The following is a 6487-nucleotide window of genomic DNA, read 5'->3' as shown; positions in this document are numbered from 1 at the left end:
CGGTTGGGGGCGCGGCATTCACGACGGGAGGCGGCGAGTTGGCCCGCACCGGAGCCGACGGCCGTACCTGCTGTTCCTCCAGCGCCCTCCGGGAGAGGTCCTGAGACGACATCGGCACGGGGCTCCGGAGCCGGCCGTAGAGCACCCAGAGCAACATGGCCCCCAGCGCCAGCAGCAGGAGTCCGCCGACGATGGCCAGCAGGAGCCCTCGCGGATTCGTGCGTCCGGTGGTCGCGCGCGTGTCGGGGTAGTCGTAGCCGGCGTACCCGGCGGTGGACTCGTCGTCCTCGCCGTCGTCGCGGAGCGAAGCCGTGGGATTCGTGTGCGCCGCCGACATGCTGGAGTCGGTGTGGAAGTTCTCGTCCTCGTCGCCCACGGCCTTGCCACCCCGGGACGCGGGCATCTGCGGCCGGGAGGCATGGCGGTGGCTCACCGTCGCCGGGGTGATGGAGACGGACTGGGACGCCTCCACGTCCACCGACGACATGCGCCGCATGGGTGTGGTGAGCGACGCCTCCACGTCCACCGACGACATGCGCCGCATGGGCGTGGTGAGCGACACCGACTGCGAGGACTCCTCGTCCAGCGGCGACATGCGTCGCATGGGCGTGGTGAGCGACACCGACGCCTCCACGTCCAGGATGGACTGACGCCGGATGGGCATCGTCATGTCGCCGGAGGCCTCGCCCATGTCGAAGTCTCGGGGGTCCTGCGGCACGGGCGTCGGGGCCCGGCGGGGCGGCGCGGCGGCGGGCGTCGGTGGAGTCGACACGCGACGGGAGCGGGTCTCCACCGGCGAGGGCGTCTTGGCGACGGGCGCCTCCGCGAAGCCGGCCGCGCGGGGCGACGGCAGCGGCTCCAGCGGAGCGACGGCGCGCGGCGGCTCGGAGGGGGACATGCCCGAGCGGCGCGGCGGGGTCGGCGGCGCGGTGAGGGGCTCCACCGCCGACAGCGACCGAGGCGTGGGAGGGAACTCCGAGTGGGTGCTGGAGCGGCGCACCGGCGGGCCCGGAGGCGGCGTGACAGGCGCGCGGCCCCGCCCCCGCTGCGGAATGGTGGACTCTCCGTCCCCCATGTCCTCTTCATCCGGGTCCTGCAGCTCCGACGGCACCACGTATCCGGTGGGCGCGGTCCGGATGGCGGTGGACATGTCCTCGTCCGCGTCCTCATGGGCACCACGATGCCCGGTGGGCAGCTCGCGTGGGCGCGCCATCTGCGTCGCCGGCTCCGGCTCGTCCGCGTAGCGCGCGGCCGGAACGGCCTCGGCGGAGACTCGACGGGGAGTGGGACGCGCGGTGAGCCCGGGCACCGCCGTCACGGCCCCGGGCGACGGCTCCGCCATGGGCGTGGTGGACGACAACGTCGGCGCGGTGACCTCCAGCGGGGCCAGCCTGGACGGCGCCTGCATCAGCCGGTTCCCCGCCAGGGGAACGGTGGCCTGGGTGCGGCCCACCGGCCTCGCCATGGGGATGTGGAGGATGGTGCGCTCCTCCTCCTCCCCCATCAGCCGGGCGATGTACTCGGACACGTCCAGGCTCTGCTGCAGCTCACCCGATTCGAGGAACGCCTCCAGTTCCTCATGCACCACCGCGGCGCGCGGGTAGCGCAGGTTGCGGTCCTTCGTCAGGCACCGCATGACGATGCGCGACAGCTCCAGCGGATAGTCGGGACGCAACAGGTGCGGCGCCGTCGGGTCGTCGAAGCGGATGGCGTAGAGAATCCCCTCCGTCGTCGGCTTGGCGAAGGGCTGCTTGCCGGTGGTGATTTCGTACAGCATGGTCCCCAGCGCGAAGATGTCCGCGCGGTGGTCCAACCGCTCCTGCGACACCTGCTCCGGCGCCAGGTAGAGGAACTTGCCCTTGATGACGCCCGGCTTGCTGCGCTCCATGAACGCGCCGGCCTTGGCGATGCCGAAGTCGACCAGCTTGACGCGCCCGTCATAGCCAATCATCACGTTCTGCGGACTGACGTCCCGGTGGATGAGCTCCAGCGGACGGCCATCCACGCCCCGGCTCTGGTGCGCGTAGTCCAGCCCCGCCGCCACCAGCGAGCAGATGCGCGCCGCCACGCCGCAGGGGACCGTGGCGCCGAACTTCAGCTCCTCCGCCATCACCCGGCGAAGGTCCACGCCCTCCACGTACTCCATGGCGATGAAGATGTTGTCGCCCTCCTTCCCCAGCTCGTGCACCTGCACGATGTTGGGGTGGCTGAGCTGCGCGGCGATGCGCGCCTCGTCCAGGAACATCTGAACGAACTCGGGCTCCTCCGACAGGTACGGGAGGATGCGCTTGAGGACGACCAGCTCCGGATCCGGCGGACGGTGCGCCAGGAACAGCTCCGCCATCCCACCCACGGCGAGCCGCTTGATCAGCAGGTACTGTCCGAACGGGATGGCCGTCTGGGGGGAGTTCACGGAGGGAACAAGGCGTCTGACAGGGTGGGACAGGTTGGACTTTTCCCGAGCTTACCCACAATCAAACGGTTGGGGGAGCCGGGGGCCCACATCGACAGGTAGCGGACACCGACCTGGGGGTCGCGTCCAAAAAGAAACCGCCCCTCCCGACATGGGCGAGGGGCGGCGAAATCAGCGGATCATCCCGGAAGGGATGATGGGCCTGGAACTACGGCGCCGCGACCGTGCCGACCATGTCCGGGTCGCACGTCATGGGGTACAGCACGTAGGTATAGTCGTTCTGCGTGCCAGGGATGACGCCGTCGCCGTAGGTGTTGCAGGTGAAGCGGGGGGGGCCACCGTCGGTGGACGTCGTGCCGCCGTCCGTGCAGGGCGTGTTGGTGAAGGTCTCCCAGACGCCGTGGATGCCGTTGGGGAAGGTCACCGTGCCACCGTCGTCGGCCGTCGCGCGCAGGTCGCAGGCCTGGTACGTCTTGTAGCTGGCCACCAGCACGCCGCCGGTCACCTCGAAGCCCACGTAGTTGTGGTTCTCCGGATCATTCGGGTACTGCCGAAGGGCCGTGGGCTTGGCGTTGGTGAGGGTGAGGGGGCCCGGGATGTGGACGCGGGAACCGGCGAACTCGGGGTTGGGCTTCGTGCTGCCGCCCTCGGAGTTGCCGAAGTTAGCCGGGGCCGCGTTGTCCGGCAGGATCTGGCCGGAGCCGCGCTTGGTGATGGAGAGCTTGCCCCTGACGCCCGCGACGTTGAGCTGGAAGTCGCTCTTGATGACCGGGCGGTACGCGTCACGCCCGGCGGGGACGTTGTCGTCGCCATTCGGGTAGAAGCGGCGGAAGAAGCCGGTGATGGTCAACACGTCGCCCACCACGGGCTCGTAGTTCATGACGAGGTCGGTGTAGAACTTGTCGATGTAGATGCCTTCCGTCGGGAAGCAGGGGTTCACCACCCAGAAGCGGGCGATGAAGTCACCCGCGCTGCCGCGGGAGACATTGCTCACCGCCGTCACCACCACGTTGTCCAGGGTGACCGACTGGCCACGCTCACCGGCGGTGCGCAGGTTGCCGATGGGGCCCATGCCGTTGACGGGCGCGGGACAGTTCTGCGTGGGGCCGCCGTCCGTGCCAGCGTCCGTGCCAGCATCGCCGCACGTGCCCGAACAGCCCGGGCCGGAGTCTGGGGTCTCGTCGCCATCGTCACGACCGGAACAGCCCGCCACCGATGCCAAAACCGCCGCGGTGATCAGCGCTGCCGCGCCAAGAGTCTTGCGCAGTTGCATGTCTCGTATCTCCATTTCTTGTCGCGGCGCCCAAGGGTTGAAGTCGACGCCAGTCGGTCCGAGGATGTCGGCCTTATACCGGCGGCCCGCGGGGGCCGGCAAGGAAGCCACTCCCGCCAGGCCGGTGACACCTTCGTGAAATCGAGGAAGCCATGAACGCCCTCCCCGCCTTCCTCCGAGGACTGCGGCCCACGCTGCACATCTCGCACCGCGGCGGCGCGTCACTCGCCCCGGAGAACACGATGGAAGCCTTCCGTCAGGCGGTGGAGCGCTTCCACACGGACATGCTGGAGCTCGACGTCCACGTGACGCGGGACGGCGAAGTCATCGTGGCGCACGACGACACACTGGAGCGTTGCACGGATGGCTTCGGGCCCCTTGCGGGGCAGACACTGTCGGAGCTGAAGAAGCTGGATGCGGGGTATGGATTCACCCCGGATGAGGGCCGGACGTTTCCCTTCCGAGGGCAGGGCGTGCGCATCCCCACGCTGAGAGAAGTGCTGCGCGCCTTTCCGGCGCTGCGCCTCAACGTGGAGTTGAAGCCAGACGTGCCCGGCCACGAGGAGGTCTTCGCGCGACTGCTGGAGGACGAAGGCGCGGTGGAGCGCGTGTGCATGGGCAGCGAGCAGGACGCGGTGGGCGAGCGGCTGGTCGCCCGGTTGCCCCACGCGTGTCACTTCTACCCCCGCGACGCGCTGGCCGCGCTCGTCATCGCGCTGCGCGGCGGAGAGCCGCCGCCGGAGGACCCGCGCTTCACCGTGCTCGACATGCCGCTGTACTTCGGCGAGGTGCGGCTGGTGGACGCGGACTTCCTGCGCGACTGCGCGGCGCGCGGCAAGTGGGTCAACGTCTGGACGGTGGATGACCCGGACGAGATGCGACGGCTGCTGGAAGAAGGGGTCGGCGGAATCATGACCGACCGACCGGACCTGCTGAGGCAGCGAATGGACGACCTAACCAAGCCGGGTTAAGCCCCGGTTCCATGCCTCGTACCACCTCGCGCTCGCGCCCGTCCCCCTCTCCGGCCGCCGCCCCGAAGCCTCCCACCGAAGCCCGTCGGAGCGAGGCCGCTGCCCCCCGTGCGAAGAACGCGGTGAAGGAGAAGCCGAAGGTGAAGGCCCCCAAGGGGCGGCGCTTCGTGGCGCTCTCCGGAAACATCGGCGCGGGCAAGACGACGGCGGCGAAGATGCTCAGCCAGAGCTTCGGCTACGAGCTGTTCGACGAGCCCGTCATCGATAACCGCTTCCTGCGCGACTACTACTCGGACATGTCGCGCTGGTCCTTCACGCTCCAACTCGAGTTCCTCATCCGTCGCGTGGAGCACCACGAGCTCATCCACTCGTACCGCCGCAGCTGCGTGCAGGACCGCACGCTGTACGAGGACCCGGAGATTTTCGCCAAGTACCTGCACGGCCTGGGGCACCTGACGAACGCGGAGCTGGACCTCTACTACGAGTACTTCCAGCGCCTGTCGCGCCACATCATCCGCCCGGACAAGGTCATCTGCTTCGAGGTCGGCAGCGTGGACGTGTTGTTGGAGCGCATCCGCACCCGCGGCCGCGAGGAAGAGAAGGGCATCCGCCCGCAGTTCCTCCGAGGCCTCAACGGCTACTACGCGTCCTTCCCCCAGGTGCTCCAGGAGAAGTACGGCGTGGAGTGCCTAGTGATGGATGTGTCAAACCAGGACATCCGCCGGGGCCGGGGCCGTGAGGAGTTCCTGGACCGCGTCTCCACCTTCCTGGCATGAGGCACGGGGGGCCACGCATGCGCCCCCCAGTCCCTGCATGGAAGGTGTGAGATGTCGGACATGACGCCCAAGCGAGCCAAGGACACGGAGGTGGTGATGACCCAACTCATCCTGCCTCCGGACGCCAACAACCTGAACGCGGCGTTCGGCGGGAAGGTGATGGAGTGGATCGACATCTGCGGCGCGGTGGCCGCCCAGCGTCACTGCCGGCAAGTCGTCGTGACGGCGTCCATGGATGACCTGCACTTCCACGCGCCCATCAAGGTCGGCTGGATTGCGCTCTTGCACTCGCGCGTGCTGGCCGCCTTCCGCACCTCCATGGAAGTGGGCGTGACGGTGCACGCGGAGAATCCCCTCACCGGCGAGCGCACGCTCACCACCAGCGCGCTCCTGACCTTCGTGGCCATCGACAAGGACGGCAGCCGTGTCCCGGTGCCGCCGCTGCTGATGGAGACGGACACCGAGCGCGAGTCGTTCCGGGAGGCCGAGGCGCGACGCGCCCAGCGACTGGCGCGGCAGAAGGAAAACCAGTCCTGGTTGAAGGTGATGCAGCCCATCGCCGGGGCCTGAGCAGGCCCGCTCGGAATGGGGAACCACGAGGGCGGGCAGCACACCCACCCTCGTGTCGGCTCGCGAGCACCCGTCCACGCCTCAGGAAGCGTGGACCGTCGCGAGCCACGTCACGACGGGAACTCAGGTCGTGAACGAGGTGCCGCAGCCGCAGGAGGACTTCGCGTTCGGGTTGTTGAACTTGAAGCCCGAGCCGGTGATGGCGGAGACGTAGTCGATCTCCGTGCCAGCCAGGTACTGGGCGCTCATGCCGTCGGTGGCGAGCTTCACGCCATCCTGCTCCCAGACGCTGTCGCCGGCCTTCGACTCCTTGACCAGGTTCAGGTCATAGCCGAGGCCGCTGCAGCCAGCCGGCACGACGCGGATGGAGAAGAAGTAGCCCTCGAAGCCCTGGGCCTTGATGACCTCCTTCACCTGCCGGATGGCGCCTTCCGTCAAACGCACGGCCTCGGGCGGGGCGGACTGGGGGGCCGTCGTGGTGGCC

6 protein-coding genes are annotated in these 6487 nt (G+C 68.9%); 3 read left to right on the top strand and 3 right to left on the bottom strand.

The genetic code is table 11. The features are described 5' to 3' along the window. Together FJV41_RS47325 and FJV41_RS47320 are read right to left on the bottom strand one after the other, a co-directional pair. Positions 1-2413: serine/threonine-protein kinase (locus FJV41_RS47325; RefSeq protein ID WP_141649213.1), on the bottom strand; the 2413-nt coding region annotated here is incomplete at its 3' end. Between the two features lie 208 nt (positions 2414-2621). Beyond that, positions 2622-3686 carry a hypothetical protein gene (locus FJV41_RS47320; RefSeq protein WP_141649212.1) on the bottom strand — a complete coding sequence of 355 codons (1065 nt, stop codon included), beginning with the start codon at positions 3684-3686 and terminating at the stop codon, positions 2622-2624. 152 nt (positions 3687-3838) lie between these two features. Here FJV41_RS47320 and FJV41_RS47315 point away from each other — a divergent pair, with 152 nt between their 5' ends. Genes FJV41_RS47315 through FJV41_RS47305 form a run of 3 tightly spaced genes read left to right on the top strand, consistent with a single transcriptional unit; the run spans position 3839 to position 6003 of the window. Continuing rightward, on the top strand, positions 3839-4657 hold the full coding sequence (locus FJV41_RS47315) for a glycerophosphodiester phosphodiesterase family protein (protein WP_141649211.1): 819 nt from the start codon (positions 3839-3841) through the stop codon (positions 4655-4657). A gap of 11 nt (positions 4658-4668) precedes the next feature. Beyond that, on the top strand, positions 4669-5433 hold the full coding sequence (locus tag FJV41_RS47310) for a deoxynucleoside kinase (protein ID WP_141649210.1): 765 nt from the start codon (positions 4669-4671) through the stop codon (positions 5431-5433). 51 nt (positions 5434-5484) lie between these two features. Then, entirely contained in the window at positions 5485-6003 is a 519-nt protein-coding gene (locus FJV41_RS47305) for an acyl-CoA thioesterase (RefSeq protein WP_141649209.1), read from the top strand. Positions 6004-6126: 123 nt separating this feature from the next. On the opposite strand, the gene FJV41_RS47300 is transcribed toward FJV41_RS47305, so the two are convergent. Beyond that, positions 6127-6447 carry a HesB/IscA family protein gene (locus FJV41_RS47300; RefSeq protein ID WP_438616788.1) on the bottom strand — a complete coding sequence of 107 codons (321 nt, stop codon included), beginning with the start codon at positions 6445-6447 and terminating at the stop codon, positions 6127-6129. Between the last annotated feature and the right edge of the window lie 40 nt (positions 6448-6487).

Source organism: Myxococcus llanfairpwllgwyngyllgogerychwyrndrobwllllantysiliogogogochensis, assembly GCF_006636215.1.
GTDB lineage: Bacteria > Myxococcota > Myxococcia > Myxococcales > Myxococcaceae > Myxococcus > Myxococcus llanfairpwllgwyngyllgogerychwyrndrobwllllantysiliogogogochensis.
Note: the sequence above shows the minus strand (reverse complement) of the source record. Positions and strands in the feature narration are given on the sequence as shown.

What these genes read in the sequence shown, in the direction of transcription:
- FJV41_RS47315 (WP_141649211.1), top strand. Translation starts at nt 3,839, where the DNA reads ATGAACGCCCTCCCCGCCTTCCTCCGAGGACTGCGGCCCACGCTGCAC.
- FJV41_RS47310 (WP_141649210.1), top strand. Translation starts at nt 4,669, where the DNA reads ATGCCTCGTACCACCTCGCGCTCGCGCCCGTCCCCCTCTCCGGCCGCC.
- FJV41_RS47305 (WP_141649209.1), top strand. Translation starts at nt 5,485, where the DNA reads ATGTCGGACATGACGCCCAAGCGAGCCAAGGACACGGAGGTGGTGATG.
- FJV41_RS47320 (WP_141649212.1), bottom strand. Translation starts at nt 3,686, where the DNA reads ATGCAACTGCGCAAGACTCTTGGCGCGGCAGCGCTGATCACCGCGGCG.